The sequence below is a fragment of the Fibrella rubiginis genome (assembly GCF_017353185.1).
In the GTDB taxonomy this organism is placed as follows: Bacteria; Bacteroidota; Bacteroidia; order Cytophagales; family Spirosomataceae; genus Fibrella; species Fibrella rubiginis.
In genome coordinates, this window is record NZ_JAFMYV010000007.1 from 262,675 (window position 1) to 289,120 (window position 26,446).

A 26,446-nucleotide genomic window follows, 5' to 3' on the forward strand; every position below is an offset into this window, starting at 1 on the left:
TTACCTAGTTAATGTGTATTATTTATATTTGTGTCAGCGCCTGTGAAATCTTTTTTAGAGCACCGGAATCACGCAGGTTAACAGCTTGTTTCTGGCTATTCAGCAGATTAGCATCTATAAAGGCGGTGTCTGTGCAGATACGCTTAATCATTTCAGCCATATCGACTGTATTGGTGGGGTCGAATAGGAAACGAGAATCGCCCATGGCTGTAGGTAACGAGGTTACGTTAGAAGCAATAACTGGTACACCCATTATGATACTTTCCATAAGTGGAAAACTACCTGCTTCATAAAGGGTTGGTACAACAACTGCCTGAGCAGCATGATACAGGCTGAACAAAGTTAACTCATCAACTATACCAAGGAAATAGACTTGGTCTTCTATTCTCAGATTATGTACTTCATTTTTTATTACCTCATAGTGATTATGCTTGTGACCTGTGAATACAATATTTATTTTTAAAGAATAAATAGTTCGTAGATACGCAATCGCTTTTATTAAGCCAATGTGATTTTTGTGAGGCCACATGGCAGCGGGGTAAAATATAAAAGAATCAGGTAGATTGTAAGATGATAGGTCTATTATTTGGTCAGGTTTTATTTCGTCAAACCATAAATTTTTCATATCTAACAGGCACGTCAAAACGTTCTCTTCTGTGCGATAGAAATAATTTATCAAGTCGTCTTTTATATGATCGTAACTTACAACAATTAAAGTTGCTCGTTCGGTAATTGTCTTGTGAATAGCGGCCCGGTGCAAACGATCGTGAGGCGTAAAAAAGCCGGGAAAATGTAACTCTTGTACATCATGAAGAGTAGAAACAGTTTTTCTATCTGTGTTAGGAATATACTGATATGGACAATATACTATGTCTATGTTATATTTGTTGCATAAGCGTTGCGTACGGCTAAACATTGTACTATTTTTAAACTTGGTATATTTGTCTGATAGCAGAGCACTTATTCCAATAAATTGACGCATTAATTTTTCATAACTTCGTTCGCGAGCTAGATTATTAGGAATTAAAATTACATTCGCATTATCTTGTATTATGGATGTAATAATTGGATCATTTGTTTGTGTTAAAACATAATACTCGTTGTTTCGTTCTTGAGCCAATAATTTTAATAAAGCACAAGCGTATTGCCTTATTCCTCCATTACTCTGTGTTAAATCAGCTATGTAATATAAAATTTTCATGGTATTTGATAAACGTACTTGTAGTAGTTATGTTTTTCGTCAGAAATAACAAAACCAAAGGATTCGTACAAGTGTGCGGCAACAGCGTTACTTTTGTCAACAGTCAGATTAATGGTTTTCTCGTTATGTTCCCTAGCGAAATTAATCAAATAGTGCATCATTAGCTTGCCAATACCTTTTCCTTTCTGCTCTTCTGCTACAGCTATACCAAGCCATAAAACACCATCCTCACGCTCCAGATGACCATAAGCTAATGGTCCCGATGTTTCATCAACCAAAACAACTGCTAGTAGATGGTCAACTACAACTTCGAGCGGCCTTTTCTCAAAGTATCTGAATGACCTTACCCCTTCACCTAACCTAGCGAGAAAATCATTCAATAAAATGAGATTATCCTTACTTATATGTTGAAATTGGCGCATTTGCATAAAAAGACAAAAGGGAATCAACGATGTAGGTTACATCTTCATACGTTAGTCCAGGGTAGCTAGGTAGATTCATGCCGCGCCAGCCTAAATTTTCAGCTACTTTAAATCGAGCAAATTTTTGCGAGTACATTGGCATTGTATGTACTGGATAAAATAATGGTCGGGTTTCAATCCCTTTTTTCTCTAAGTGATTACGTAGAACATCACGGTCTTTAGCTTCATGCACTAAAACGGAACACATCCAGTAAGCATGATAGATGTCGCCTACAGGTTCATGTAGTGTCAGAGAAGAACCGTTTAATCCTTCTCGATACCAAGATGCAATCTGTTGTTTTTTCGATAAAAATGTATCGATTTGTTCCAGCTGAGCTAATCCTATTGCTGCACAAATATTTGTCATTCGGTAATTGTAACCAATTACATCATGCCAGTATTGACGATGTTTAGCAAGACCCTGTCCTTTAAAATGAACACAGCGATCGTGAAGTGTTTCATCATTAGTAACGACCATACCACCTTCGCCAGTAGTGATGGTTTTATTACCATAAAAGCTGAATGTAGCTATATCACCGAACGTGCCTGTGTGTTTTCCTTTATATAAACTACCAAGCGATTCAGCGCAATCTTCAATAACGAACAAATCATGTTCACGTGCAATAGGAAGAATGCTATCCATATCACAGGGATGTCCGTACAAATGAACGCACATAACTGCTTTGGTATTTGCTGTTATTTTACGTCGGAAATCGGCTGGATCCATTTGCCAGGAATCCGCTAGGGAGTCTACAAATATTGGTGTAGCGCCTGTATAGGCAATAGCGTTAACTGAGGCTATATAAGTTAACGTTGGAACGATAACTTCATCTCCCTGTCCGATACCCAAAGCAATTAAAGCAAGGTGAAGTGCCACTGTACCGTTACAAACCGCTGTAGCATGTTTCACACTCAGGTATTCAGCTAAGCCAGATTCAAACTTATTTATGTATTCTCCTTTCGATGAAATCCATGACGTATCTAGGCAGTCCATGACGTACTTTTTTTCATTACCCGTTAGGGACGGTTCATAAACTGGTAACTTTTTGACAAATTCCATAATGCAAAAATTATTTAGCCCAAATACCGGTTGCTGATCTGTTTAATAAACGATGTGCCTGAAGAACACTACCTACCGAACCACAAAGCAGTGATAAACTTGTAGCTAGAATAACTCCAGTACTACCCATGTTTAAATGTTTTCCTAAAAAAACACACAAAGGTATATTGATAGTTGCCGACAAGAACGATAATATTAGCTGAAGTTTGATCTTGCCTAACCCATTGATTACCACCACAGCTACATTATTAAAACAAGCAACGATGACGCTTAATCCCATACAAACATTAAGCATGGTAGGTATCTGTACCCGATCTCCAACCCAGATTTCGTAGACAGATGAAGCAAAGATAATCCCAACTATCACAAGGCCAACCGCTCCTGCCCAGAACCACCACAGACGCCTATAAATTGTACGCATCCAATGATATTCACCCTTCATATGTGCTTCTGTGAATGCAGACCAATAAGGCGCTATGACGATTGCGAAAAGGGTATTTATAACATTAAAGTACCGGAACGCTATATTATAACTTGTTACTTCTGTGGGACCAAACAACTGTGTAATTATTAGATTATCGCTGTAAAAGATAACGATGACTGCTATCTGTACTAAAAAAAACTTAGATCCTATACCAAGCAAACTTTTGACATGCTCTCTGCGATATAAATAGATAAATGGCCTAATATGCTTTAAAGAACCCTTATATAGAAATATTGAAGCAATAATAAGCAAAAAAACAGGACTGAAAGCAGTGATTATCCCTAGCGAAAATAAGTTTCCTTCCTTAAAATGTATTAAAATCAATAGTCCTAATAAAGAAAGTAAATTAGTCAAAAAAATCAATAGATTTGCTTTAGCTGATTCCTGCCGAGCGTATAATACAAATGTTAATAAGTCGAGCAAGAGTTTAATACTAATACCTGTAAATAAGACTAAGGCAAGATTTTTTAGGGTTGAATTAGGTACTGTGGTATTTAGTATTGTTGCCCACGGTATAATTGTGTTTGTAATAGTGAACAGAGCTATTAAAATGAGTTGAATCCCACCGAACATTACATATGCTGTGCTAACGTATGACTGCGCTAAACCTATGTCATTTGTTGAGAGAGCAACAGCTAGCTTGTTTCTTAGACCATTTCCCAGCCCAATATCAAAAAAAGCTAGCAGCATTAACAACGAGCTTAATGTAGTCCAAACACCAAACGTACTGTTATCTAGGCAAGATAATGTGAGTGGAACCATCACTAAGTTTATGGCCATACCACCTCCTTTGATCAGTAGTCCCCAGAAACTATTTAGTAAGGCATTTTGTGTACGCGGATGAATAGTTTTCAGCCGTGTGTTAATGTGCCCAACGCTGTTACGTAAACTATTAATCACGACGAAAAAATGAGTAGAGGAGGCTTATGGCCATACCTGCAATTACGCTAACCAATACAATGATTGTTCGCTTGGGTGCACTCTTCTTCAACGGAATCTGGGCAGGCTCCAGTATCTTGAAGACGGGGGTGTCTTGCTGAACTTTGATCTTGGCCATTTCTGATTGCTTCGAAAGGGCATTGTACAGGTCCTGCGCCAGTAAAAATTCAGCCTGTATACGCTGCTCTTCAATTTTGGCTGTGTTCAGGTAAACACTCCGGTTCTGGTCGCGGTAGGCCGAAAGGGCGTACTCGGCCTGTTGGTAGCGTTGTTTGGCTGCTGCCACCTGCTTGGTCAGAAAATCGACTTCCATCCGGGCCTTCTCTGTACGATAACCAGTAACGTAGTCGGTCAGGTACGCGAGAGTCTGTTGAGTTGTTGATGCGGCTACAATTGGGTCAGGCATGGTGGTACTGATGGTAAGCACACCTGACTTCTTATCGTAGGTACCCAGTACCCGTGCCAGAATGATCTTGGTAAGCTCATCCTGCTGCTTGGTCAGACGTAGGGCCCCCGTGTTGGGTCCGAAGCCAGTGGCCGACGTGGAATCGGTTGACCCTGCAAAGAGACGGCTAAACCAATTCGGCTCGTTTTTGGCTTCCAGATACGCCTCCAGCGATTGAGTCTTTTTAAACTCTTTAGAATAGACGGGCTGCTTGGCTATGGCCAGCGCGAAGGGAACACTCTGCAGCACAGTAGGGTACAGCTCGGGCCGGACTGCATCTGCGTTTCCACTCAACCCGTTGATATCGATGCCGGCCAGACCCGCCAGCGAGCTTAGCCCACCCATAGTACCCCCGCTTTTGGCCTGGATTTCGGGTAATAGCGTTACCTGGGAGGTGTACTCATTGGGTTTGTTAAAGGCATACAGCGCTCCTAGCAGCCCGCCGATTAGTGCGCCAACCAGCATGGCCCGACGGCTACGCTTCAGAAAGGCAAGGATGTCGGCCAGTGTTAACGTGAACACCACATCGTCTTCATCGCTGGATATCGGCCGGTTCTGTTCGGTGACAGACATACTTATTTCCGGGTCAGGTTTATGATGATCGTCGTGAGCGTGGCGGCTAGCGTACCAATGAGTGAAAACGTACCAATCCGCTCAGATGGGGTTAGTTTTCGGTCATCCATAGGCTTAAATGGAACAACAATGGTAGACCCTGGCTGGATCTTCGGAAACTTTTTTAGACCCAGAAAATGCTTGGTGCGGTCTTTCCGGCCGTTGGGATACACAACGTAAGAACGGCTCACACGGGCATTTTCGGTAAAACCACCTGACAAGGAAATATAGTCTTTCAGGTTCATGCCCTGCTCGTAACTAACCGTAGTAGGGTTCAGCACGGCTCCCTGCACGCCAACCAGATCAGACCGGCGGGGAATCAGCAGGGTGTCACGGTCCTGTAGTAGCAGATTGCCTTCAATCTTTGGGTTACCCATCACTGCTGCAATATTGGTACCCACCACCTGACGATTACGAATAAACTGGGCACCCGGCAAATAGGCATCCTGTTTGAGGCCCCCGGCTCGCTGAATCAGATCGGCAATACGTTCGGTACGGCTCAGGATAGCATAAAGACCGGGGTGCATGACCTCGCCGTTGACAAAAACCTGCTGCTGGGCTTCGTAGAAAGGCTGGGTACGGACATAAACAATATCAAACGGTTGCAGCACAAACCGGGCGTCGGCTTCGTTCAACTGCAGTGAACGGTCGAGCGAAAAACGGTAAATCTCAGTGTTGGTATGACCAGCCGTAGTGTCTCCCCGCAGGCGGCGGGCAATCTCGACGCGGTTGGCCGAAGCTCCTTCCTGAAAACCGCCCGCCAGCGCAATCAGGTCAGACACGGTCATGTTGGTGGCGAAATCGACGGTGTCAGGTCTGTTAACGGCCCCCTGGATGGTAACGAAATAAGCTTCGCGCAGGTTACGAATAGATTGCACGACTATGCTGTCCTGACGACGAAGGGCAATATCAGCAGTCTGGCCGTTGAGCAAGGCCTTTAAATCAAACGGGATGACCTCCGTTTCGCTGTTGTCACGCTCACGGAAAATGGTTGCTCGGTTGGTGAAGGCGTCTTTCCGAAGGCCGTCGGCCCGGCGGATCAACTCGCCCACGGTGGTCAGGCCCGGCTCCAGGGCATAATCGCCGGGGCGCATGACGGCACCCACCACCTGCACCCGGTTTTCGTAACGGTTTAAAATGCGGCCTACGGTAAAGCGGTCGCCCCGTTGCGGAGTAAATCTGGCGAACTCATCGGGTGTAAGGTTGATCACCTGCCGTTCTTTGGCGGTATTGCGCCGCACCGAAACCGACGCGGTATAGGCCTCGTCGTTGAACCCACCCGCGAAGTTCAGCAATGTCTGGAAGGTTTCGCCGGGCAGCAACTCGAACAGGTATGGCCGGCGCACCTCCCCCTGCATGTCTACGCGGGTTTGGTATTCGGCCACCCGAATTACGTCCTGATCCTGCAGCCGGATGTTGTCGCGCTGATCGGCGCGGAGCAAAAAGTCGTAGAGGTCAATGGTGCGCACCACCCGGTTGCCCCGAATCACCTGAATACGCCGGAAGGAACCTGTTTCAGGGTTTGGCCCACCCGCCAGATACAACGCATTAAACGCCGAGCCCAGTGAGGAGACGGTGTAGGTACCCGGCCGCACCACCTCACCCACCAGCGTGACGCGGATGCTGCGAATTTTGCCTACCGAGGCCGAGGCATAGGTGCCGCTGCCTGCCGTGCCCAGGTCTTTGAAGCCACCCTGCTTCAACCGGGCAATGATGCGCTGCTCAGCTTGCTCAACCGTAAGTCCACTAACCTGAACGGGAGCAAGGTTGGGAATTTTGACAGTGCCTTCGGGCGTGACGCGAAGGCGGAAATTCTCAGACGACGCACCGTAGATATCCAGCAGAATCTCGTCGTCGGGGCCAACGATATAATTTTTTGGCGTGGCGATTCGGATGTCGGGTTCAAAAGAAAGGCCGGCGTTCTGGAATAGCGAGGCACCAAATACCCGGCTCCGGCGCAGGGAGGCCGAATCCAGGCGGGGTAGCCCAAGTGTGTCTGCCCGGCGCGAAAGACCCGTGGGGCTGGTGCGCACGGCGCTGGTGTCGAAAGAACTGTTACTCCGGTTACCCCGTCCGGCCTGACTCCGTATCTGAACAAGACGGCGGCGCATTTTGGTAATATCATCCAGGGTATAGCCCTGCGACATAGCTGCCTGCTCAATTTGCGTTTCGCTAAGTCCACTAGCCTGGGCGCGGCGGTAGAATTCCACCACCTGATCATCAGACAACTGGTCGACCCGCGACTGAGCTATCATTGGCACACTACTGATGCAAAAAGCCAACACGCTGATAAACAAGCGGATGTGAGCGTGAAGAGAGCGAGGCAGAAAAAGAAATGAAACGTTTTTTACGGACATACCAATCGGCCATGAAGCCACCAATAAGGCCGCAAAGCTACGACCCTTTACCCGAAAAATAGCTCCGCTGCCTAAGCCGGCTGGGGTTGTTGCCGTATCCGGATGGCGTCGACCATGAGCCGGGCCACGTCGTCCATACGGTGACTGGCCGACCAGCCTAACTGCCGCCGCGCTTTGATGGGATAGGCGTGCCCTTCGGCAATATCGGTGGGCCGGTAAAACTGCATGTCGGTACTGACGTGTTCTTTCCAGTTGAGGTCGAGCTGGGCGAAAACGGCCTGAATAAACTCGCGCAGGGTGTGCGTATGACCCGTGGCAATGACATAGTCGTCGGCCTCGTCCTGCTGTAGCATCCGCCACATGGCGTCTACGTAGTCGGGTGCCCAGCCCCAGTCGCGGGCAATGTCGATGTTACCCAGCTTGAGGGTCTCGCCACTGCCAGCGGCAATGCGGCAGGCCGTAGATACAATCTTTTGGGTGACAAACCGCTCTGGCCGCAGGGGTGATTCGTGATTAAACAAAATCCCTGTCGAGGCGTGCAGCGCATAGGCTTCGCGGTAATTGGCTACCTGCCAGAAGGCTGCTGCTTTGGCAACACCATAGGGGCTACGGGGCCGAAACGGGGTTTGTTCGTCGGCGGCGAGGGTGCCGGTATCACCGAAACATTCGCTGGAACCCGCGTTATAAAACCGGATAGGCTGTTCACTGAACCGAATGGATTCCAACAGGTTAAGCGTGCCCACGCTAATGCTTTCCAGTGTCTCCACGGGCTGGTCGAACGACAGGCTGACCGAGCTTTGTCCCGCCAGATTATAGACTTCATCGGGCTTAACTTTCAGCAGCGTCTGCAGCACTGACCTGAAATCATGGATATTGATGGAGAGCAGGTTTACGGCTTCCCGGATGCCCAGGCGTTCCAGATTTCGGAATGACGACATTTGGGCGTCGCGTGAGCCACCATATACGGTATAGCCTTTTTCGAGGAGGAGTTTGGCCAGGTAGGCCCCATCCTGGCCCGAAACGCCGCAAATCAAGGCTGTTTTCATGGGTTGTTGGTCTTTGCACTGTAAAGGTAATGGCTTGCAAGGACCTTGCCACGCCTGCATAGGGGTTGGAGTTTCGGGCGGGGTGCCGTAATTTTGCGTCATGCTTCGTCGCTCAGCCAGCCATCGTGTCCACGTAACCTTCGTTGCCTAACGCAGAACGATGGAGTTGGCTTTGTGATTGCACCACATTATCTAGCCCGGTTCTGATCAGAGCCGGGTTTTTTTATTGTCTAACGGAGTGGGGCGCACAGCCCGATTTGCTCCGTTTTTTACACTGAGACGAACGGAGCAACGCTCCGTTAGATATATGAACACAGTCATTATAAAATATAACGCGGGCAATGTGCAGTCGGTGATGTATGCGCTGGAGCGAATTGGAGCCAGCTATACCCTCACCGACGATGAAGCCGCTATCCGTGCAGCTGATAAAGTTATCTTTCCCGGTGTGGGAGAGGCCAGTACTGCAATGGCTTATCTGCGCGAACGGGGCCTGGATAAACTCATTCCCAGTTTGAAACAGCCTGTTTTGGGTACCTGCGTAGGCATGCAACTCATGTGTCGGTATTCGGAAGAAAACGATACCGCCTGCATGGGTATCTTCGATATCGACGTGCGGCGGTTTCCGGCTTCGGCAGGGAAAGTGCCCCACACGGGCTGGAACAGCCTGCACAGCCTGCGCGGTCCACTGGCTGAAGGCATTCCGCCCGAAGCTTACATGTACTTTGTACACAGCTATGCCGCCGACGTGTGCCCCGACACCACCGCCATCTGCGACTACGGGCGTCCGTTCAGCGCGATGCTCCAAAAAGACAACTTCTACGCCGCCCAGTTCCACGCCGAAATCAGCGGCAATGTGGGGCAGCGGATACTGGAGAATTTCCTGACATTGTAGAGACGAGAAGCAAGAAGCAAGAAACAAGATGTACTGTAGCTTGCAACGTACTTAACCGTTTCTAAACAATGCAACATCACAATTTTAAAAATTTGAAAGCCTGGCAATTAAGTAGGTCTCTGGTAAAGCTAGTCTATGAATTGACAGCTACGTTCCTACCCGATGAGCGTTATGGAATCTGTTCGCAAATGCGTCGGGCTGCTATATCCATACCATCTAACATTGCTGAAGGATCAGGCCGGACAGACAAAGATTTTCATCGGTTTCTATCGATGAGTTTATCATCTGCTTACGAATTAGAAACCCAATTAATCTTGTGTGCTGACCTTAATCTACTATCCTCAACTGACTTGGAAATCCTGTCTTTACAAATTCAGGAAGTGCAACGGGTTGTCTACGGCTTCCAACGAAAGTTATCGGCAACTTTTCTGGGCTCCTTCTTTCTTCCCATCCCACTTCTGAAAAGTCTGTTAAGACGTAGCCTGGTCTTGTCTCTGGCCTCTCACATCTTGCCTCTCTAATGCACATCATCCCCGCTATTGACCTTATCGACGGGAAGGCCGTTCGGCTGACCCAGGGCGATTATGCCCAGAAAAAAGAATACAACGCCCGTCCGCTGGAGGTGGCGCAGCAGTTTGAAGACGCCGGGCTGACGCGCCTGCACCTCGTTGACCTCGACGGGGCTAAGGAAAAACGCGTGATCAATTATAAAGTGCTCGAGCTGATTACGTCCAGAACGAACCTCCATGTCGATTTCGGGGGAGGTGTACAGTCAGACGATGACCTGCGGATTGTGTTTGAATGCGGGGCTAAACAAGTAACGGGCGGGAGCATTGCCGTGAAACAACCCGACGTGTTCGAGCGGTGGCTTAGCCGCTACGGGGCCGGGGCCATAATTCTGGGTGCCGACGCCAAGAACGAAAAAGTGGCCGTGAGCGGTTGGGAAGAAGATACACACATCTGGGTCTACGATTTTGTGGACAACTGGTTGGAAAAGGGCATAACCTATGCCATCAGCACCGACGTGGCCAAAGATGGGTTGCTGCAAGGCCCTTCGTTCGATCTGTATCGCAACCTGCAAGACCGTTCGCCCAACCTGAACATCATCGCCAGTGGGGGGGTGAGCAACATGGGCGACCTGGAAACACTGGCCGATATGGGCCTGTTCGGAGCCATTGTGGGCAAGGCGATCTACGAAGGCCGCGTGACATTAAAAGAGTTAGAGCAGTTTAATCAGCAATGAACAGCATCGAGATAAGTACTGACAAGGCCCGGCTTGCTGTACCGATGATTCACCAGTTTCTGAGCACGGAAGCGTATTGGTGCCTGAATATTCCGCTGGAAACGGTGCAACGGTCTATTGACAACTCGCTGTGTTTTGGCGTTTACCTGGAAAACAGACAAATAGGTTTTGCACGGGTGGTAACCGATTATGCTACGTTTGGCTACCTCGCCGACGTGTTTGTCTTGCCCGAACACCGGGGTAAAGGGTTTTCCAAACAGCTGATGGCCGCTGTCATGGCGCATCCCGCCTTGCAGGGGTTGCGCCGCCTGATGCTGGTGACGCAGGATGCACACGGCCTGTATGAGCCGTTTGGTTTTCGGCCCATCGAAAATCCGGAGAACACGATGTTCATTAAATTCTTCACCGCTTACGAGCCATGCTGACGAAACGAATTATTCCCTGCCTCGATATTAAGGACGGGCGCACGGTGAAGGGCACCAACTTCGTGAACCTGCGCGACGCCGGTGACCCCGTTGAGCTGGGGGCCATCTACGCCGCCGAAGGGGCTGATGAACTGGTTTTCCTGGACATTACCGCTACCGTCGATGAGCGCAAAACGCTGCTTGATCTGGTGCGGCGAGTGGCCCACGCGGTCAACATTCCGTTTACGGTGGGGGGCGGCATCTCGTCTGTGGCTGACGTGTCGGCCCTGCTCAACGCGGGTGCCGATAAGGTCTCCATTAATTCGTCGGCGGTACGCAACCCAGCTCTGATCAATGAGTTAGCCCTCGAATTTGGATCACAGTGCATCATCGTGGCCATCGACACGCGGTATAGTAACGGTGAACACATCGTACACACGCATGGCGGGCGGAAACCAACTGAGTTGCGGACGCTGGCCTGGGCAAAGGAGGTGGAAGAACGGGGAGCGGGCGAAATTCTGCTGACCTCGATGGATACCGACGGCACTAAGGCAGGCTTTGCGCTGGAACTGACGGCGGCGGTGTCAGGCGCAGCCAACATTCCCGTGATTGCCTCTGGCGGGGCGGGTACGATGGCCCACTTTACGGACGTATTTACCACCGGAAAAGCTGACGCCGGACTGGCCGCCAGCATTTTTCACTTCAAGGAAATCGGCATTCCCGATCTAAAACAGTACCTCGCCGGAAAGGGTATTCCGATGCGGTTGACCATTTAAAAAACTGGGCCACAGCGTAACTCCTCTGCCTCTGTGTAACGCTGTGGCCCCAAACACATATGACAATCGACTTTACAAAATCGCCGGATGGGCTGGTGCCTGCTGTGGTGCAGGACGACCAAACCGGTAAGGTGCTGATGCTGGGTTACATGAACGCCGAAGCCTACGAAAAAACGCAGGCTGAAGGCATCGTAACCTTTTTCAGCCGCAGCAAACAGCGCCTCTGGACCAAAGGCGAAACGTCGTCTAACTTCTTGCATGTGAGGGAGTTGCTGGTCGACTGCGATGGCGACACGCTGCTCATTAAAGCTACTCCCGATGGCCCAACCTGCCATACCGGGGCCGACACCTGTTTTGCCGAAGTGAATAGAGGACGGGCCAATCCAGGCCGGGGGCAGTTTCTGAACTACCTGCAGGGCATTATCCATGACCGGAAGGTGAACCCATCAGACCAATCCTACACGGCATCGCTGTTTAAAAAAGGGGTGAACAAGATTGCGCAGAAAGTGGGCGAAGAGGCCGTGGAACTGGTAATCGAGGCCAAAGACAACAACGATGACCTGTTTCGGGGAGAAGCCGCCGACCTGCTGTTTCACTACCTGGTGCTGCTGGAAGAAAAAAACATCGACCTCGACGAGATCATTGACGTCCTGCAACAGCGACACGCCAAATAGCGCCCGTAAACAATGGTTTACCGTTCGGCGTTTGAACGTCTGACGTTTCTGCCCCATTCACAAACCTTCAATCTGAAACGTCAACTACCATTATGGGTCTTATTATTCGCGTTCTCATCAGTGCCGTGGCAGTATACATTGCCAGCCGGTTTGTGCCGGGTGTTCGGGTTGCCAACTTCGAAACGGCACTCATTGTAGCCATTGTGTTGGGTTTGCTCAATGCCTTCGTGAAACCCATTCTCACGATTCTGACCATCCCCATCACGGTCCTGACGCTGGGGCTTTTCCTGATTGTGCTTAACGTATTAATGGTATATCTGACAGCCTCGCTGGTCAGTGGGTTTCGGGTGGATGGGTTTATTGCCGCCTTGCTGTTCAGTATCGTGGTCTCGGTTGTAACCTGGCTCATCGACGCCATCGTTAATTAATAAAACCAACATTGGCAGCAGACATTGGGTATATCCATCACGAAGCTCACCTGCGGAGTTCTGACGTAATTTCTGACATCGTCATTGGCATGTCTGATGGGCTTACGGTGCCTTTTGCGCTGGCAGCAGGGCTGAGTGGAGCCGTGGCCAGTTCGTCGCTGGTAGTCACGGCGGGCATTGCCGAAATCGTAGCGGGGTCCATTGCTATGGGCCTGGGCGGCTATCTGGCGGGCCGCACCGAAGCCGACCATTACTCGTCGGAACGGCGAAGGGAGGTGGCCGAAGTGGAATCGGTACCCGAAAAGGAAAAGGAAGAAGTACGTGAAGTATTCGCCGAAATGGGTCTCAGCCCCGCTCTGCAAATCACCATCGCCGACGAACTTGCCAAAGACAAAGTGAAGTGGGTCGACTTTATGATGAAGTACGAACTTGGCCTCGACGAACCCGACCCCAACCGAGCCACCAAAAGTGCCTTTACCATCGGGCTGTCGTATGTGGTGGGTGGCCTGATTCCGTTGACTCCCTACTTTCTGATCAAAAGCCCACACGAGGCCCTGCTCTATTCGGCGGGCATTACGCTGCTTTGCTTGTTCATTTTCGGCTATTTCAAAAGCAAAGTTACCGGCCAACCCCCGGTAAGTGGGGCACTGAAGGTCATGCTCATCGGCGCCCTTGCCGCCGCTGCCGCCTTTGGCATTGCGCGTTTGGTAGGTGGGTGAAAAGTTTTTTTAGACAGGGTTAGCAGGATTTTGGGCTATCTGAGTCGTTGTCACTCGGCAAGAGCCAAGCGACAACGACTCAGATAGCCCAAAATCCTGCTAACCCTGTCTAAAAGAATCTACCGCACAAACGCCAGCCGCTGCCCGGCCCGCTCCACCTGGAAATCACCGTTAGCGTAGACCAGTTCACCTGACACAAATGTGTGGGTAATCTTATGCCCAAAGGTTTGGCCCGTCAGGGGCGACCAACCGCATTTGTAGAGAATCGATTCGGGCGTGACATGGGTGGCCTGGTTGGGGTCAACCAGCACCAGATCAGCCCAGTAGCCTTCGCGCAGATAGCCCCGACGGTCAATCTGAAAACAATCGGCGGGCGCATGGGCCATTTTCTGCACCACTTTTTCGGGCGAAATTTTTCCCTGTCTGGCTGCTTCCAGCATCAGCAACAGCGGGTGTTGCACCAGCGGTAAGCCCGACGGTGCCTGCCAGTAGGGCTGCTGTTTTTCAGCCCAGGTGTGCGGCGCGTGGTCGGTGGCGATGATGTCGAGGCGGTCGTCAAGCAGGGCCTCCCAGAGGGCGGCGCGGTGATGCGGCGCCTTGATAGCCGGGTTGCATTTGATCTGATTACCAAGCTGTTCGTAATCATCAGCCGAAAACCAGAGGTGATGTACGCATACTTCGGCCGTGATGCGCTTTTGGCTTAGCGCTACATCATTTCGGAACAACGAAAGCTCGTCGGCGGTAGTCAGGTGCAGAATGTGTAGCCGGGTGTTGTGCTGCCTGGCAAGCTCTACCGCCATGCTCGACGACCGCAAACAGGCCAGTTCATCGCGCACGAGAGGATGAATCCAGGCAGGAGCATCTTCTCCATACTCGGTTCGGAAGCGTTCTGCATTGGCCCGCACGGTGGCCTCGTCTTCGCAGTGGGTAGCAATCAGCATAGGGCACTCCCGAAACAGCGCATCCAGCGTTTGTACGTTGTCCACCAGCATATTGCCCGTCGACGAACCCATAAATACTTTCACCCCGCAAACTGTGGCCGGATCGGTACGCAGCACCTCGTCCAGGTTGTCATTGGAGGCGCCCATGAAGAACGAATAGTTACCAAAGGCAGTCCGTTCGGCAATGTCGTACTTGTCCTGTAAAAGCTTTTGCGTCAAGGCGTTGGGCACAGTGTTGGGCATTTCCATAAACGTGGTCACGCCCCCCGCCACGCCCGCCCGCGACTCAGTGCCTATGGTGGCTTTATGCGTCAGGCCCGGCTCCCGAAAATGCACCTGATCGTCAATCACGCCCGGCAACAGATATTGCCCCTGGGCATCAATCACCACGTCGCCCGCCCGCGCCGAAACAGATGCGCCTATCTCGGCAATGAACCCGCCTTCAGTGCGCAGGTCGAGTTGTTGACTGGTGCCTTCGTTAATGAGTTGCGCGTTGCGGATGAGGTAATTGGGCATCGGAAAAGGGTTTTTTGACAGGATTATCAGGATTTCGGGATGAACAGGATTTTTGTTTGCAGTCGTTGTCGCTTGGCTCTTGCCGAGTGACCCATATCCAAGGGCCTCCGGCCCGTGGGTCGAACTTGATGTAGTTAGGCCAACCTGTTTCAAAGGCCAAGTACGGACCGGAGGCCCTTGGATATGGGTCACTCGGCAAGAGCCAAGCGACAACGACTCAGATAGCCCGAAATCCAAAAACCCTTTTTTACGCTAACAATTGCGCGGCTTCTTTAGCAAAATACGTCAAAATTACGTCGGCACCGGCGCGTTTGATAGACATCAATGACTCCATCATGGCGCGTTCGCCGTCGAGCCAGCCGTTTTGGGCGGCGGCTTTAATCATGGCATATTCCCCGCTGACGTTGTAAGCGGCAATGGGCAACTGACTGTTCTGACGTAACAAACTAATAATGTCCAGATAGGTTAGGGCGGGCTTAACCATCAGTATATCAGCACCTTCCTGCGTATCAAGCTCCGCCTCAATGAGGGCTTCGCGGCTGTTGGCAGGATTCATCTGGTACGTTTTCTTGTCGCCAAATTTGGGTGCCGAGGCTAGGGCATCACGGAAAGGACCGTAGAACGCAGAGGCATATTTCGCCGAATAGGAGATGATGCCCACGTGCTTGAACCCTGCATTGTCCAACGCCTTCCGCAGGTAGCCCACGCGCCCATCCATCATATCCGACGGGCCAATCAGATCAGCACCGGCTTGTGCCTGGGCTACAGCCATTCGGGCCAGAATTTCCAGCGTTTCGTCGTTCAGGATCACGCCGTTTTCCACCAGCCCGTCGTGCCCGTCTGAGCTATACGGGTCCATGGCTACGTCGGTCATGAGCAGTACATCGGGGTACTTTGTTTTGATCGCCTGAATCGTTTGCAGATACAGCCCGTCGGGGTTGTGGCTTTCGCTGGCAGTGCGGTCTTTTTTGTCGTCAGACAGGTTTGGAAACAGATCAAATGCCTTGATTCCCAGGTCAATACAGCGGCCGATTTCGTCCAGCAGCAGATCGGGTGAATGCCGAAAAATGCCCGGAATGGAGGCTACTTCGGTACGCAGGTTGCGCCCTTCAAGCACAAACAGGGGCAGAATAAAATCAGAGACATGCAGGCGCGTTTCCTGCACCATATCGCGCAACACACCCGACTGGCGGTTGCGGCGGGGACGACGGAGACTATCCATTGATTATTAGTTTGTCTGTTTGTTGGTTTGTCTGTTACCGACGAAGCCCCCTTGCATAAGAGTTCTCAACAACCAAACAGACAAAGCAATAAACACCTGAACAACCGTCACACCACTAATTTAAATCCCTCTCCATGCACGTTTACGAGCTGAACGCGCTCATCTTCCTTGAGGTATTTGCGCAGTTTAGTGATATAGACATCCATGCTACGAGCGTTGAAATAGGAATCGTCGCCCCAGACCATTTTCAAGGCAAAACTGCGACTAAGAGGCTGGTTGAGGTTTTGGGCCAGCAGTTTCAACAGTTCCGACTCCTTGCTGGTGAGGCGTTGCCCGGCGGGTTCTCCCTCCCGAAACAGCATTTGATGGGGGTAGTCGAACCGGAACGAGCCGAACTGGTAGACGTTCATGTCGGGCACGCTACCGGTGCGTTGATAGCGCCGCAAAATGGCCTGAATTCTGAGCAAAAGCTCCTCCATGCTGAACGGCTTGGTCATATAATCGTCAGCCCCGGCGCGCAGTCCTTGGATAGTATCCTCCTGCATCGACTTGGCCGTAAGGAAGATGATAGGCACGTCGCGACCCGCCATGCGGAGTTCTTTGGCCAGAGTGAAGCCGTCTTTTTTGGGCATCATCACGTCCAGAATACAGAGGTCATATTGCCCCGCCATAAACTGTTGCAGGCCCGCGTTGCCGTCGGTGGCGCGGTCGGTGGGGTAGCCTTTCATCGTCAGGTATTCCTGCGTGAGTTGGCCCAGATTCGGGTCGTCTTCAACAAGTAGGATTGAGGGCATAAGGAAATTGTGAATGAGTGACTGAGCGAATGAGTGAATAGCTTGGAGCGCTTCGCGCATAGTAAAACACATGCGCGAAGCGCTCCAAGCTATTCACTCATTCGCTCAGTCACTCATTCACTAATTAAACGTTGGTATAACAATTTCAAATTCGCTGCCTTCGCCGGGGGTGCTGGAAACGGTGATCAGACCGTGGTGCTCTTCGGCCATTTTCTTTACGTAACTCAATCCCAGGCCAAAGCCTTTTACATCGTGGCGGTTGCCGGTAGGTACGCGATAAAACGTCTCGAAAATACGGCCCTGTTGTTCTTTTGTAAGACCTAACCCCTTATCAGCCACGGCAATACCCACCGCTTCCTGTCCCGATGGCAACGTAGTGTTACGCGTACGGATGCGTAGCGACAACTGGTCGGGTGAATACTTAATGGCATTGTCGACAAGGTTATAGAGCATATTGGTCAGGTGCACTTCATCGGCCTCCACGAGTTCATTGGTAGCATCGAATTCCAGGTCCAGTTCGCCCTGCCGCTGCTCAATCTGGAGGCCCACGCTGTTAATTACCTTCTCAATCACGTCATGCACATTCACCGACGACAGGCTCAGTTGAATAGCCCCCCGGTCGAGCATAGCCATCTGCAGTACTTTTTCCACGTGTGAGCCTAACCGTTGATTTTCGTCGCGGATAATACCAATGTACCGATTCAGCCGGTCGGCAACGGGTGGATTTTCGTTTACAGGCCCGCCACCCGCCAGCGCCATTGGGGCGGGCTGATTCAGTTGCTCGCGCGCCATGTCTACGGCCAGGGAGATGGTCGAAATAGGCGTTTTGAACTCGTGAGTCATGTTATTGATGAAATCGTTTTTAATGTCGGCCATTTTTTTCTGCCGCAGAATGGTGCTGATGGCGATGTAGAAGCAGGCCATAATTACTAAAATCAGGATGGCCGATCCCGCCAGCGTGGCCGTGAGCCGTTCAAGTATAAACGCCTGCTGATTGGGAAAGAATAGGTAGACGTAGTTGTTGGTTTCGAGCAGATTGTTTGGAAACAAAGCTGCTTTATAACCCGCTGTTTGAAAGCGTTTGTCTGCCTCGCTGGCGTCTCCTAACCCACCCGAAGCCCCATTTGATACGAACAGAAGTTGTGGCCGGTCTTTACTCCGCACGGCATAATCGAACGGAATGGCGATGCCGCGCTCCTGTAACGCCTGCCGCAGCAACGTATCCAGCGTAAACCGGTCGACGCGTTCTTCCAGGGGGCGGTCAGAAAACATCATACCTCTGAAAATAGCTTTGATTGCCTCCGACTGATCGGCCACCGAGGTGCCATTAGCGGGCTTGTTGGCTGCCCCGTTGGGTGGGGCTGGCATCGTCATTGTTGATGTCAGCGTGGGCTTTCCCGTTATTTTTCGATTGCGTTTCACGCGCGCCAGCAAGCGGCCGTTGTCGGCTTTCACAGCACCGGGCGACGTCAGCCGGGCTACCGAATCGGGAACCACCAAACCCGACGACGACCGCAGGTAATCATTAACGTGGCTTTGTAGAACCTGATCGATCCAGCGACTAAAGCGCTCTTGCTGAATAAGTTGTGCTTCAATATCGCCTGCCGCTACCAGCTCATCCTGCTGCCGGTAAAAGGCTTCTACGGTACGAAGCTGTTCGGGCGTCAGTTGCCGCTGAATGGGTTGGAGCGCGTCCATCTGGATCGTAACCGTACCCGGAACACCCTCGCTGGCCATGTAGGGCGGGGCGGGGCGTTGTTTCGGCCGCCGCGGAACTGCCGGGGCGGTCCGGCGCTCGGGCTTGCGGAACACCACTGGACTTTGTGCCGCCACTGACTGTGTCGCTTTGGGTGTGTCCTTGCCAATGGCAATCAGTTGCTGGTGTTGTTCCTGAGCGTTTAGCCGCTGCCGGGCCTGATACTGAATCTCCTGCCGTTCCAGCGTCCGGACCACTTCCTGGAGGGCGTCGGTCACTTTATAGTCGAACTGTTCTTTCTGCAGGTGAAGGGCGTTACTGATCCAGTAAAGTTGAAACCCTACTAAACCAAGTAGCCCCACGGCCATCAAACAGACAATCCAACGAATACGATTGGTGGACATATTATTTTTGGCAAATCCATGCAACGCCGCTCGCCGGGCAGCCATCTTTAGCAGACAACCATTAAAAGTACGCCAACCTCACCGGCAGGGGTATGGGCTTAACAACTTTTAACAGCCGCAAACCGTCGCTAACTCGTTAGCAAACAAACCCCTTTCAGTAGCTGACTATCATGAAAAAAACAGTGAAACAAAGCCTGCAGTTCGCCCTGGGGCTGAGCCTGATGGCCACCGTTGCCCACGCGCAGACAGACGCCAATAAGCCCGGCGAACTGCGTCTGAAAGTAACCGAGCGCAGTGGAAACGATATCCGCGAAATTGAACGTACCTACCGTGCCGATGGCATGACCGATGCCCGCCGCGATGCCATTGTGAATAAGCTGATTGATTCACTTCGGGCTACACGCAAGGGCAAAGACAGTCAGATTTCGGTTACGATGGAAGGTAAATATGCCCAGGAAGGCAAAGGAGGCCCGTCGGGTAGGGTTGGCGTGCAGGAAGACCGTGTGATTTTGCGCAACCGCAACGGCATGAACCGCACGGAAGTAGAAACCATTGAAACAAGGCCAGATGACAACAACACTGATCGGCGCGTAGAAGGTTACGCCTATAAAGCGCCACGGCCCCCTCGCCCGCCGCGTGCTCCGCGCCCACTTCGCGGTAATGTTGACACCAACGTCGACGTGTACATAGACGACTCTTCGATGGCCCACTTCGACACACTGGGTCGGCAACTGCGCCGTCTACGCTTAGACCGCCGTAAAATGGATTCACTGGCTAGTGGCCTGCGTCGGTTTCAATACAATTTCCGGCGCGATTTCCAGCCCATGGTAGACCAATTGAATCGGGGCGACTGGGCAGCTGATCTGGAAGGGCAGCTGGCCCGCCCGTTCGAGGCCTGGAACCGAAGCGGCGCTAACCAACCATCGACCGTGCGTGGCCTGGACGCGTATCCCAGTAACCCCGACCGCAACATGCTGAATGTACGGTTTAACGCCCCTGCTAAAGGCGATGTGAGCATTGTGGTAACAAACCCCAAAGGCAAAGAAGTAGCTCACCGTGAGCTGAAAGACTTCGCTGGTGAATTTGTCGGTCAGGTTGACTTAGGCAGAAAAGCCGAGGGAGTCTACTTCGTCACCGTTACTCAAAACGACGACGGTGCCGTACGCCGAGTGATGATCCGAAAGGATGAATCCGCGAAATAATTATCAAACGTGTTAGGTCTCGGAAACCCAATACGTTTATGTGCAAAAATGCCCTGCCGACGTCGGCAGGGCATTTTTGGTTATGCACGGCTGGCAGTTTTCAGGCGGGCGGTGCGTTGGGCCAGTGCGTCCAGGTAATCAATGACGGCGGCCTCGTAAAGAATAACCGCAATCACAGTCAGCGATGACAAGATGGGATGGTGGTTGGCGAAGTTGCCCGTTTCAAAGCGGTCGAAAATCAGATGAGGCCACATGCCTGCATAGATAATGATGCCATAGCCACTATACAAGGCAAAGAAGTTATACCGATTCAGGAGCGTAGGACGCTTTCTAATCAGTTTATACCCCTGCACAAGCAGCAGTATTGCAAAGTGCCCTACAGCCGCGGCTCTGGCATAAAAGGGTACATAATCAAAAAAATAAGTAGCTACCGGGCTACAGGCCAGATACGCCACGGAGCTAATCACAACCAGTGTAAAAAGCAGCCGGGGCCAGCGTAGGTAGCTTTTTAGCTTGTCTGATAATAATCGACGGGCGTCTTTGTGCCGGGCTAACTCAAAATTCTCCTCCATCGCTAGCAAACCTTTCCGGCCACCAAAGTCGGTGTGTACGGCTCGTAATGCTTCGTCAAAAGTTTTACTCTCGGCCATATACATTGCAATGGCTTCCTGATAATGATCCGTCAATTCGGCAATTAATACCCTGTTCAATAGCCAGTTATCACTTCGTAAGTGTTTGTCAATCAGCGCGATTTGTGTAGGGTTCAGTGGCATGGCTTAAAAAACAGGCTTATAATAGAACGTTTCGCGGGTAAGCTCAGCTAGGCAAATGGCCTGAAAAAGCACGCCACCTGCCAGCAATGCAGTAACGCTTAAGTGTGTGGTGAAGGGTACCAGAATGCGCTCATTATCTGTCATAATGAGAAAAAGATTGGCCATGTTGACCGGCCAGCTACCATTATTGGAAATGTAGCGCCAGACCAGTTTTTGGCGGCTGTCTTTGTTACGATAGTATGGAATCCAGGCTGCTAACATGACAGCAGCAGGCAAAAAAACGAATAGGTAATTTATGATTTTCGCCAAATCAGCGGGTAAGTTGCTGTAGACGGTGCCTAATATCGCGCTTACCAGTACCGTCGCTATCACCATAGGCCAGCGGAAATAGCTTTTCATGATGGCCACGTGTCGCGCCCGAACTTGCTTTTTAGTAACGGCCTCGTAATCGTCCTGAATCTGCCGTATGCCCGTGCCATCGCCCAACTCCTGCCAGGCAGTGGTGCTTGCCTCGTAGAAGGATTGGCCTGCTGCCATCTTTTCTTCCGTCAGCGTGGCGTAGTGATCCAGCAACTCTTCCCCTAAATGGTCGTACTTAATGTTAACCCGAGAATACAAGTCGTGATTAAGAATAATTAGCTGTTTATGAGTCAGTTTCATGCCTAAATAGCTGGTTTCAGGTTCAGGATTGTGTTCAGGTTTTCCATGAAGGCGCGTAATTCAGACGTTCGGCTGACCGACTGTTGCTGTCCGTCTTTAGTGAGCGAATAATATTTGCGCGCCCGGCCGTCTACCACTTCGGTTTCGGTGGTGAGCAGGCCTTCGGCTTCCAGTTTGTGCAGGGCGGGGTAGAGTGCTCCTTCCGTAATGGCCATCTCGCCTGCGGTAAGGGCTTTTACCTGTTGCGTGATTTCATAGCCATACATCCGTTCGCGGTCTTCCAGCAACTTCAGGATAATCACGGATAAGCTGCCTTTCAGTACGTGTTGGGTGGTGCTGTTCATGAATGCAAGTATACTCAAAAATTATATACCTCGAAATCTTAGGTATATAATTTTTTCGCCCTTCCGTACTTTAGCATATTCATCTACGGTCAACTGTCGGCGTAGTACATTGTCATTGTTCAGCGGATGGTGGTGAGCAGCCGAAACAAATCGTAAATCATACCTCGTAAATCGTAAATCAATTCATGGCTTCAGTTCAGTATCTGGGTATCGACGTTGGCGGCACGAACGTCAAAATGGGCGTTATTGACGCCAAATCGGGTAAAATCACCAATTTCTATAGCCACGACACCGATAGCTGGCGCGAATCAGGGCACTTCATGGATCAGTTTGCCGATGCCATCGCTGTGGAGCTGTATGCCAACAAGGAGGTGAAGAAAGTGGGTATCGGTCTGCCCGGCATGATCAACCGCGAGCGCACAACCCCCCTCGAAATCACGGCCATTCCCGAACTGAACGGTGTGCCAATGGTCGATATCCTGACCAAACGCTTTCCCGACGTTGAGTTTTTCCTTGAAAATGACGCCAACGCGGCCGCGCTGGGCGAATTCTATTTTGTGGAAGACATGAACGATGAAAACTACATCTTCATTACGCTGGGCACGGGCGTGGGCGGGGCGGCCATCATCAGCAAAAAAGTATTTGTGGGTGGCGACGGCAACGCCATGGAGCCGGGCCACATCCCCTCACGGAATGGTAAGGTGCTGGAGCGCAACATCGGCAAGAAAGAACTGCTTGAACTAGCCGTTGCCCGCCGGGCAAGCTACAAAGGCCAGACCACCCTTCCCGCCGACGGCAGCATCTCAACCACAGGCCTGGTAGCCGCTGCTGCCGAAGGTGACGCCCTGGCGCTGGCCATCTGGGGCGAAGTAGGCGACATGTTGGGCGAAGGCCTGGTGTCGCTCGTGCGTATCCTCGACATCAAGCAAATTCTGATTGGCGGCGGTCTCTCGGCCTCTTTCGACTACATCATGCCCGCCGTGACCAAGCAACTCGACTACTGGCTCACACCCTATTACAAAGACGGCCTGAAAGTAACCCGCGCCACGCTGGGCAACGATGCCGGCCTGCTGGGTGCCGCGTCGTTGTGTTTTTAGTAGGGGCGGCCCCTCGTGGCCGCCCGCACTCGGACACGATAGTGGCCGCTGATTTAAACGCACTTTACTACTATCCCTGGCGGCCCTTATCTTATCCACATATCAGCGGCCACTATCGTGTCCGAGTGCGGGCGGCCACGAGGGGCCGCCCCTACAATACATTCACTTCCGGGTTGATAGCAATACCAAACTTCCGATTCACGGATTCCTGCACCTGCTGGGCCAGGGCTAAAATCTCGTTGCCGGTAGCGCGTCCGTAGTTAACCAATACCAGTGCCTGTTTGGCATGAACGCCTGCGTCGCCGTGGCGGTAGCCTTTCCAGCCCGCCTGTTCGATGAGCCATCCGGCGGGTACTTTCACCTGCCCTTCGGTGGTGGGGTAACCGGGTAGGGCGGGAAATTGTGTTTTCAGGGCATCGAACTGTGCTGCCGGGATCTCTGGATTTTTGAAGAAGCTGCCCGCGTTGCCAATTTCGGCGGGGTCGGGGAGCTTGCTGCGCCTGATCTTGATAACCGCGTTGCTAATGGCCCGGATGCTGAGCTTATCGTCCGTGATGCCCATCTCGTCGAGAGTTTCCTGAATAGCCCCATAGCGGGTGTGGAATGTGGGCGTTTTGTCGAGGCGGAACGTGACCGAGGTAATGATGTATTTGCCTTTCAGCTCGTGCTTGAATACGCTCTCGCGGTAGCCAAACTGACAGTCGGCATGGGCAAACCGGCGTTTTTCTCCCGTATTGATGTCGATTGCTTCGAGGTGGTCCACCAATTGCTCAACCTCAACACCATAGGCGCCGATATTTTGCATGGGTGCCGCCCCGGCCGTGCCCGGAATCAGCGACAGGTTTTCCATGCCGGCATAATTATTGTCTACGCAGAAGAGCACCAGTTCATGCCAGTTGACGCCCGCGCCCACCCGTATGTATATATGCAGGTCGTCTTCGCGCACTACCTCGATGCCCCCTATGCTCAGTTTTACAACCAGCCCCGGCACATCGCGGGTTAAGAGGATATTGCTACCTCCGCCCAGCATGAGTTTAGGCATTTTGGCCAGGTCGGGTAGTTGAAGTAAGGTTTGCAGGTCGGTTTCTGACGCGACTTCGGCAAAATAGTCGGCGTTGGCCGCGATGCCGAACGTAGTATAAGGCCGCAGCGACACGGCACGTTGAACGGTGAGCATAGGTTCACGAATGATCGGGGCAAAATTAGTAAGTTTGCAGGCAGTTTTTCCCGTAATTAAACGGGCTTTCGCTTTATCAGATGGTACATCGTATCCGCGTTTTCTGTTGTGTATGTGGGCTATTAGCCGTTGCCGGGGCATGTGCGCCGAAAGTGACCACAGCCAGTCGAAGCAATGCGGGTAGTTATAATGACTATTCCGAAGACCTATCGACGATACGACCCGTGTACGGTACGGTTACGCCAACGGCTCATACTGCCCCCACGGCGCCTCCCCCCCGTCCGGTAGAAAGCCCCCAAAAAGCAGCTACAGCTGCTCCTCCTGAACTGCTACATGTGAACCGACGCGTAGATGCCATTCTGGATACCATGGCTGTGCAAAGCCGCCGAGTACGCTATGCACCTGGTTATCGGGTGCAGATCTATGTGGGTAATGAACGTAATGCCGCCGATGCCGCCAAGCTACAGCTTTACCAGCTGTTTCCTGAACTCAGCGCCTACATGACCTACCAGCAACCTACCTACCGGCTCAAAGTAGGCGATTTTATGCGGCGTATGGATATTGACCGGTACCTGCCCAAATTGAAGGCCGCGTTTCCCTCTGCGCAGTCGCAGCCCGATAGAGTAGACCTTCGTCGGGGCCTCTTAATAAGATAAGTACAACGAAATGGGCGTTGTGCCGTAGATTTGCTCCCTGAAACACGAAATCTTACAAATTCAGCAGTTGCTTCAAAGTTTATGAAAAAGGCGTTGGTAACCGGCATAACCGGGCAGGACGGGGCTTATTTAGCCGAATTGCTGCTCGAAAAAGGGTACGAAGTCCACGGCGTGAAGCGTCGTAGCTCGCTCTTCAACACGCAGCGTGTCGATCATTTATACGAGGATCCACACGAAAAGCACGTTCGTTTCAAGCTCCATTATGGTGATCTGTCCGATTCGACCAATATCATCCGTCTGATCCAGGAAGTGCAGCCCGACGAGATTTATAACCTCGGTGCTATGTCGCACGTACGCGTAAGCTTCGACGAACCCGAATACACGGCTATGGTCGACGGCATCGGTACGTTGCGTATCCTGGAAGCTGTGCGCCTGTTGGGCCTGACCGAAAAAACCCGCGTATACCAGGCCTCGACGTCTGAACTATATGGCGGTGTGCAGGGTCACGCGCAGTCGGAGACTACGCCGTTCTATCCCCGTTCGCCCTATGCCGTGGCTAAACTGTACGGCTATTGGATCACGGTCAACTACCGCGAGGCTTACAACATGTATGCCTGCAACGGTATTCTGTTCAACCACGAATCACCCCTGCGCGGCGAGACCTTCGTAACGCGCAAGATCACCCGCGCCGTGTCGCGGATTGGGTTGGGCCTGCAAGACAAAGTGTATCTGGGTAACATGGATTCCCTCCGCGACTGGGGCCACGCCAAAGACTACGTTGAGGCGATGTACCTGATTCTGCAACAGGATACCCCCGAAGACTACGTTATTGCCACGGGCGTTACCACCACGGTACGTGACTTCGTGAAAATGTCGTTTGCCGAAATCGGTGTTGAACTGGAATTCAAAGGCGAGGGCGTAGACGAGAAAGGCTACGTGGTATCATCAACGAACCCAGATTTTGCCGTTGAAGTGGGCAAAGAAGTGCTGGCCATCGACCCGCGTTATTTCCGCCCCACAGAGGTAGATCTGCTGCTAGGCGACCCTACCAAGGCGATGACCAAGCTGAACTGGAAGCCTAAGTACGATCTGGCTGGCCTCGTAAAAGATATGATGCAGGCCGACATCACGCTGTTCCAGCGCGACCAACTGCTGGCTAAAAGCGGTCATCAGGTACTGAATTATTACGAATAGCAGGAGCGGCCCCAGCGGTCGCCCGAATG

At 51.5% G+C, this 26,446-nt stretch carries 27 protein-coding genes; 12 read left to right on the forward strand and 15 right to left on the reverse strand.

All coding sequences use genetic code 11. The features are described 5' to 3' along the window. Positions 1–22 precede the first annotated feature (22 nt). The 7 genes from J2I47_RS15420 to J2I47_RS15450 all read right to left on the reverse strand — a co-directional run bounded on the left by J2I47_RS15420 (position 23) and on the right by J2I47_RS15450 (position 8,605). Positions 23–1,201, reverse strand: coding sequence for a glycosyltransferase family 4 protein (locus J2I47_RS15420; RefSeq protein ID WP_207365478.1), 1,179 nt, complete (start codon positions 1,199–1,201; stop codon positions 23–25). Further along, entirely contained in the window at positions 1,198–1,629 is a 432-nt protein-coding gene (locus J2I47_RS15425; RefSeq protein ID WP_207365479.1) for a GNAT family N-acetyltransferase, read from the reverse strand. The genes J2I47_RS15420 and J2I47_RS15425 overlap by 4 nt, the downstream gene beginning before the upstream one ends. After that, positions 1,598–2,722: a DegT/DnrJ/EryC1/StrS family aminotransferase gene (locus tag J2I47_RS15430; protein WP_207365480.1), complete on the reverse strand. Its 1,125-nt coding sequence runs from the start codon at positions 2,720–2,722 to the stop codon at positions 1,598–1,600. Before J2I47_RS15430 ends, J2I47_RS15425 begins: the two co-directional genes overlap by 32 nt. 10 nt (positions 2,723–2,732) lie before the next feature. After that, positions 2,733–4,106, reverse strand: coding sequence for a lipopolysaccharide biosynthesis protein (locus tag J2I47_RS15435; RefSeq protein WP_207365481.1), 1,374 nt, complete (start codon positions 4,104–4,106; stop codon positions 2,733–2,735). Then, on the reverse strand, positions 4,099–5,163 hold the full coding sequence (locus tag J2I47_RS15440) for a GNVR domain-containing protein (protein WP_207365482.1): 1,065 nt from the start codon (positions 5,161–5,163) through the stop codon (positions 4,099–4,101). The genes J2I47_RS15435 and J2I47_RS15440 overlap by 8 nt, the downstream gene beginning before the upstream one ends. 2 nt (positions 5,164–5,165) lie before the next feature. After that, a complete protein-coding gene (locus J2I47_RS15445; protein ID WP_229374641.1) occupies positions 5,166–7,457 on the reverse strand; it encodes an SLBB domain-containing protein in 2,292 nt (763 codons plus the stop codon). A 173-nt stretch (positions 7,458–7,630) separates the two neighbouring features. Further along, on the reverse strand, positions 7,631–8,605 hold the full coding sequence (locus J2I47_RS15450; protein ID WP_207365484.1) for a GDP-mannose 4,6-dehydratase: 975 nt from the start codon (positions 8,603–8,605) through the stop codon (positions 7,631–7,633). A 307-nt stretch (positions 8,606–8,912) separates the two neighbouring features. Between J2I47_RS15450 and hisH the strand changes: the two genes are divergently transcribed. The 8 genes from hisH to J2I47_RS15490 all read left to right on the forward strand — a co-directional run bounded on the left by hisH (position 8,913) and on the right by J2I47_RS15490 (position 13,741). Next, the gene (gene hisH, locus J2I47_RS15455) at positions 8,913–9,497 is read left to right on the forward strand and encodes an imidazole glycerol phosphate synthase subunit HisH (RefSeq protein ID WP_207365485.1); all 585 of its coding nucleotides are present in this window, start codon (positions 8,913–8,915) and stop codon (positions 9,495–9,497) included. A gap of 68 nt (positions 9,498–9,565) precedes the next feature. Then, a complete protein-coding gene (locus tag J2I47_RS15460; RefSeq protein ID WP_207365486.1) occupies positions 9,566–10,018 on the forward strand; it encodes a four helix bundle protein in 453 nt (150 codons plus the stop codon). Then, complete coding sequence (gene hisA, locus J2I47_RS15465; RefSeq protein WP_207365487.1) at positions 10,018–10,740, forward strand: 1-(5-phosphoribosyl)-5-[(5-phosphoribosylamino)methylideneamino]imidazole-4-carboxamide isomerase; 723 nt, start codon at positions 10,018–10,020, stop codon at positions 10,738–10,740. The genes J2I47_RS15460 and hisA overlap by 1 nt, the downstream gene beginning before the upstream one ends. Then, positions 10,737–11,165 carry a GNAT family N-acetyltransferase gene (locus J2I47_RS15470; protein ID WP_207365488.1) on the forward strand — a complete coding sequence of 143 codons (429 nt, stop codon included), beginning with the start codon at positions 10,737–10,739 and terminating at the stop codon, positions 11,163–11,165. Before hisA ends, J2I47_RS15470 begins: the two co-directional genes overlap by 4 nt. Then, complete coding sequence (gene hisF, locus J2I47_RS15475) at positions 11,159–11,920, forward strand: imidazole glycerol phosphate synthase subunit HisF (protein WP_207365489.1); 762 nt, start codon at positions 11,159–11,161, stop codon at positions 11,918–11,920. The genes J2I47_RS15470 and hisF overlap by 7 nt, the downstream gene beginning before the upstream one ends. A 59-nt stretch (positions 11,921–11,979) precedes the next feature. Further along, on the forward strand, positions 11,980–12,594 hold the full coding sequence (gene hisIE / locus J2I47_RS15480) for a bifunctional phosphoribosyl-AMP cyclohydrolase/phosphoribosyl-ATP diphosphatase HisIE (protein ID WP_207365490.1): 615 nt from the start codon (positions 11,980–11,982) through the stop codon (positions 12,592–12,594). Positions 12,595–12,686: 92 nt separating this feature from the next. Next, the gene (locus J2I47_RS15485; RefSeq protein WP_207365491.1) at positions 12,687–13,022 is read left to right on the forward strand and encodes a phage holin family protein; all 336 of its coding nucleotides are present in this window, start codon (positions 12,687–12,689) and stop codon (positions 13,020–13,022) included. 11 nt (positions 13,023–13,033) lie between these two features. Next, positions 13,034–13,741: a VIT1/CCC1 transporter family protein gene (locus tag J2I47_RS15490; RefSeq protein WP_229374643.1), complete on the forward strand. Its 708-nt coding sequence runs from the start codon at positions 13,034–13,036 to the stop codon at positions 13,739–13,741. Positions 13,742–13,860: 119 nt separating this feature from the next. Here the strand turns inward: J2I47_RS15490 and J2I47_RS15495 are convergent, their stop codons facing one another. The 4 genes from J2I47_RS15495 to J2I47_RS15510 form a co-directional block, all read right to left on the reverse strand. After that, positions 13,861–15,198, reverse strand: a complete 1,338-nt coding sequence (locus tag J2I47_RS15495; RefSeq protein WP_207365492.1) for a dihydroorotase — start codon at positions 15,196–15,198, stop codon at positions 13,861–13,863. A 247-nt stretch (positions 15,199–15,445) separates the two neighbouring features. Next, positions 15,446–16,420 carry a porphobilinogen synthase gene (gene hemB / locus J2I47_RS15500; protein ID WP_207365493.1) on the reverse strand — a complete coding sequence of 325 codons (975 nt, stop codon included), beginning with the start codon at positions 16,418–16,420 and terminating at the stop codon, positions 15,446–15,448. A 107-nt stretch (positions 16,421–16,527) separates the two neighbouring features. Beyond that, the gene (locus tag J2I47_RS15505; RefSeq protein WP_207365494.1) at positions 16,528–17,214 is read right to left on the reverse strand and encodes a response regulator transcription factor; all 687 of its coding nucleotides are present in this window, start codon (positions 17,212–17,214) and stop codon (positions 16,528–16,530) included. Between the two features lie 120 nt (positions 17,215–17,334). Beyond that, positions 17,335–19,314, reverse strand: coding sequence for a sensor histidine kinase (locus tag J2I47_RS15510; protein ID WP_207365495.1), 1,980 nt, complete (start codon positions 19,312–19,314; stop codon positions 17,335–17,337). Positions 19,315–19,484: 170 nt separating this feature from the next. On the opposite strand from J2I47_RS15510, the gene J2I47_RS15515 reads away from it, so the two are divergent. Beyond that, a complete protein-coding gene (locus J2I47_RS15515) occupies positions 19,485–20,516 on the forward strand; it encodes a T9SS type A sorting domain-containing protein (protein ID WP_229374645.1) in 1,032 nt (343 codons plus the stop codon). An 80-nt stretch (positions 20,517–20,596) separates the two neighbouring features. Here J2I47_RS15515 and J2I47_RS15520 read toward each other — a convergent pair whose 3' ends face one another. The 3 genes from J2I47_RS15520 to J2I47_RS15530 are packed head-to-tail and all read right to left on the reverse strand — an operon-like array spanning position 20,597 to position 22,293. Beyond that, entirely contained in the window at positions 20,597–21,289 is a 693-nt protein-coding gene (locus J2I47_RS15520; protein WP_207365496.1) for a hypothetical protein, read from the reverse strand. A gap of 3 nt (positions 21,290–21,292) precedes the next feature. Then, positions 21,293–21,949 carry a hypothetical protein gene (locus J2I47_RS15525; protein ID WP_207365497.1) on the reverse strand — a complete coding sequence of 219 codons (657 nt, stop codon included), beginning with the start codon at positions 21,947–21,949 and terminating at the stop codon, positions 21,293–21,295. Positions 21,950–21,951: 2 nt separating this feature from the next. Further along, entirely contained in the window at positions 21,952–22,293 is a 342-nt protein-coding gene (locus J2I47_RS15530; protein WP_207365498.1) for a PadR family transcriptional regulator, read from the reverse strand. A 185-nt stretch (positions 22,294–22,478) separates the two neighbouring features. Between J2I47_RS15530 and J2I47_RS15535 the strand changes: the two genes are divergently transcribed. Beyond that, a complete protein-coding gene (locus J2I47_RS15535) occupies positions 22,479–23,390 on the forward strand; it encodes an ROK family protein (protein WP_207365499.1) in 912 nt (303 codons plus the stop codon). A 151-nt stretch (positions 23,391–23,541) separates the two neighbouring features. On the opposite strand, the gene murB is transcribed toward J2I47_RS15535, so the two are convergent. After that, positions 23,542–24,567, reverse strand: coding sequence for a UDP-N-acetylmuramate dehydrogenase (gene murB / locus J2I47_RS15540; RefSeq protein ID WP_207365500.1), 1,026 nt, complete (start codon positions 24,565–24,567; stop codon positions 23,542–23,544). A gap of 80 nt (positions 24,568–24,647) precedes the next feature. Between murB and J2I47_RS15545 the strand changes: the two genes are divergently transcribed. Continuing rightward, positions 24,648–25,223: an SPOR domain-containing protein gene (locus J2I47_RS15545; RefSeq protein ID WP_207365501.1), complete on the forward strand. Its 576-nt coding sequence runs from the start codon at positions 24,648–24,650 to the stop codon at positions 25,221–25,223. 81 nt (positions 25,224–25,304) lie between these two features. Beyond that, entirely contained in the window at positions 25,305–26,417 is a 1,113-nt protein-coding gene (gene gmd, locus J2I47_RS15550; protein ID WP_207365502.1) for a GDP-mannose 4,6-dehydratase, read from the forward strand. The last annotated feature ends 29 nt before the right edge of the window (positions 26,418–26,446 follow it).